Genomic DNA, 3,081 nt, shown 5'->3' with positions numbered 1-3,081 from the left:
CCGCGCTGATGGAGCGGCTCGGCTTGCCGATGGCGAGCACCAGCCTGGGCCGGTCCGGAGAGCCGCTGCCGGCCGACAGCATGGAATTCGCGCGCGGCCTGTATCGCGACAACAGTGAGGAAGCGCCGGAGCTGGCCGTAATCGACACAGGACTCGATAACGTTCAGCGCATTGCCTCGACTATCGTGGACATGAGCAATCCCGCCGGTTACCGCCTGCTGCGGGATGGCGCCGTTGCGGCGGTGGATATCGAGAAGGACTGCGGATTGAAATTCATTCGATGACCGGTTTGACCGCGATGCATTGCACGGAAAGCGATGATGTCGGCCAGAAGAGCGAAAAAAAAGAAACTCTCGGTTCTGTTTGTCTGCACGGGTAATACCTGCCGCAGCCCGCTGGCCGAAACCGCTTTCCGCAAGCTTTTGCAGCGCAATGAGCTGGACCGTCTGGTGGAGGTGTCTTCGGCCGGCCTGATGGCCCGCGATGGCGCCCGGGCCAGTTCGATGGCGGTCCAGGTCGCTTCGGACCGCGGCCTCGATCTCTCGCCGCACCGCAGCCGGCAGCTCACGAAGAAGATTTTCAAGTCGGCGGATATGCTGATTGGCATGCAGCGTACGCACCTGTTGCCGCTCGAACAGCTTAAGCAGGCCGCCGGAAAAGAACTGCTGCAGCTCGGCCCATTTCATTCCGACAGGAAATTATCCACAAACGAAGAAGGGATAAGAGATCCGTTCGGGGGCGGCCGCAAAGAATATGAGCATGTCTTCGATACGATCCTGAGCTGTCTGGACGGGCTGCTGGAATACCTACGAAACAGAGTTGCATTGGAAAGAGAGAGTACCCGCGATTGACGGGTTTCGTCGCGATTTCAATTGACTTGCTCCCTGCATCAGGATAGATTTGTCTCACAATGGTTGTGCTGAAGCCTGCAGCCGAGTTGAATCGAGGGAGGAATTAAAACCAGGATACGGTAAAACCGGGTATCGAGACAGAGAAAATGCGGCATGACCCATGGTATATAAGCAGCAAGAGGTGCGCTAAATGAAGAAGAACTCCCTTACAGTCATCTTCATGAAAGACACCAACCGTCCGCTGACTTACCAGATCTCGGTAAAACTCCTGATCTTTGTTGTTGTGCTGCTGGCGGGAATTGCGTCGACCTACGCTTTTTTTATCAAAGGCTATTATTCTCTGTACAAGGACAACCAGCAGCTCGAAACAATCATCCGGTCGCTGAAAACGGAGACGGGCAGCCTGCAAAGCACGCTCGATCGACTGCTGGTAACGCAAGCGAAGACGGATGAAGATTTGGCTGTAACCGAGGAAGTCCCTCCTCAGGCCTCGGTTCTCAGCGAAGCAGTCTTCGAGTCGACCGGCATGGTTGCGATCGAGGGACTCAAGATTGGCTCAGACCGATCGGCCGGCAGCTTGAGCTTTACGTTCGATCTGCGAAATACGACCGGAACCGGAATTCTGTTAAGAGGCTACCTGTTCGTCGTCCTGAAGACGCAAAATAACAAAATAATATCGTCGTTTCCCGAAGTTGGTTTCAAGGAAGGTTTCCCAGTAGATTACCATCAGGGAGACCTTTACGCGATTCGTCGCTTCAAGGGTTACCGCGGTGAATTGAAGCTGTCCTTGGAGGCCGGGATACTGGAAATTCTGGTCTATTCGGATACAGGCAAGCTTATCGCTCACGTCAGGGAACCTGTGCCCGCCTCTTGAACCATGTATGGCCGCCGGAGAGGAGCTATGTTCCACAAGAAGAATAGGCTGGTTATCGACAGTATTAACAGCGTGCTGGGAGAGTCGACAAAACTCGACGGCCGGCTGGTGTTCTCGGGTACCATGCGGATTGACGGCAAAGTTGACGGCGAGATTTTCGGTGAGAAGAAGAACGGGGTAAAAAACACGCTGATTATCGGCGATCAGGCAATTGTCAGCGGTGACATCTATGCCGATACCGTGATCAACAGCGGCCAGGTCCATGGTAATATTTTCGCTGCCAGCAGGGTAGCGATCCAGGACCCGGGCCAACTGATCGGCAATGTCGAAACGGCCGAACTGACAATCGAGGAGGGCGTGGTGTTTAACGGCAAATGCAACATGGTCCGCTAGACCTTGATTTTCCGCCGTTTCACTCAGGCTTTCCCGCATTCAGGCGTTACCGGAGTATCTTCAATTTGGAGGCATTATGTTTTGTGAGTCCGGTAAACTGATTTCCCTGATAATAACCGTTGGCGTTATCATCGTTGGCTGTTCGGTGAGCGTTCCTCAGGGTGATCGGCTCAGCGAAGTGGAGCAGCTTTACGACCAGCAACAGTACCAGAACGCGATGAGCGTCGCCAGGTACAATCTCAACAAGAAATCAAGCGACCTGGCCTCGATTACCACGGTCTGGAAAGTCCAGCTTGTGCAGGGCGGCAAGTCGATCGATTACGCCCAGCAATTCTATCTGCAGGCGAAGGAAAGGATTATCGAAAAGGGCGCCGAATTGATACCGTTCATGGGAAAAGCGCTGTTAAAAGACCCTTACAACACGGTCAGGCTGTTCTGCCTCTACGCACTGGCGGAATTTGAAGACAGCCTTTCCACGCATTATCTGGTGCAGGTATTTGACCCCGGCTTTACATTGGGATCGAAATCAAGCGACGTGACCCTAGAATTCCTGAGATCGGAAGCCGCCATGGCGCTGGCTAACCACGGCTATACAGATATTTACGATCAGGTGGTGGAATTGGCCAACAGCCAGGACCCGGAGATTCAGGCCAAGGCCGTGACCGTTCTGGCTCTGGTCGGCGGGGAGAAAGCGATTCCGGTACTCGAAGAGATCAGCCGGCAGGCGCACGGGAAAGCGGACACGGACTGGGTCGGTGAACTGGCGGACAGTACTGTTGCGCGGCTTAAACGGGGAGAATAACCGCCGGAGCAGGCAAAGTCGTTAACAAGCGACCGGTTTTCGCCAGGTGGGCGGGAACCGGTTTTTTTATTCGGAGATACGCAGGATCCTGGCTCCAAGCCTGGCAAGCTTGGTTTCCAGATTTTCATACCCGCGGTCGAGATGGTAGATCCGGCTTACCA

Annotated in this window: 5 protein-coding genes; all 5 read left to right on the top strand. The window is 54.4% G+C overall.

The window, feature by feature from the left end:
• A partial coding sequence (locus tag FVQ81_06835; GenBank protein ID MBW7996271.1) for a hypothetical protein occupies positions 1–284 on the top strand: 284 nt, incomplete at its 5' end.
• Positions 285–317: 33 nt separating this feature from the next.
• Positions 318–851: a low molecular weight protein arginine phosphatase gene (locus FVQ81_06830; GenBank protein ID MBW7996270.1), complete on the top strand. Its 534-nt coding sequence runs from the start codon at positions 318–320 to the stop codon at positions 849–851.
• Between the two features lie 190 nt (positions 852–1,041).
• Positions 1,042–1,725: a hypothetical protein gene (locus FVQ81_06825; protein MBW7996269.1), complete on the top strand. Its 684-nt coding sequence runs from the start codon at positions 1,042–1,044 to the stop codon at positions 1,723–1,725.
• Between the two features lie 3 nt (positions 1,726–1,728).
• Positions 1,729–2,118 carry a polymer-forming cytoskeletal protein gene (locus tag FVQ81_06820; protein MBW7996268.1) on the top strand — a complete coding sequence of 130 codons (390 nt, stop codon included), beginning with the start codon at positions 1,729–1,731 and terminating at the stop codon, positions 2,116–2,118.
• A 76-nt stretch (positions 2,119–2,194) separates the two neighbouring features.
• Positions 2,195–2,920 (top strand): HEAT repeat domain-containing protein, encoded by a 726-nt coding sequence (locus FVQ81_06815; protein MBW7996267.1) that lies wholly within the window; start codon positions 2,195–2,197, stop codon positions 2,918–2,920.
• The last annotated feature ends 161 nt before the right edge of the window (positions 2,921–3,081 follow it).

This window comes from Candidatus Glassbacteria bacterium, from assembly GCA_019456185.1.
In the GTDB taxonomy this organism is placed as follows: Bacteria; Gemmatimonadota; Glassbacteria; order GWA2-58-10; family GWA2-58-10; genus JAJRTS01.
The sequence above is the reverse complement of the archived record's forward strand: the minus strand, read 5'-3'. Positions and strand labels throughout refer to the sequence as shown.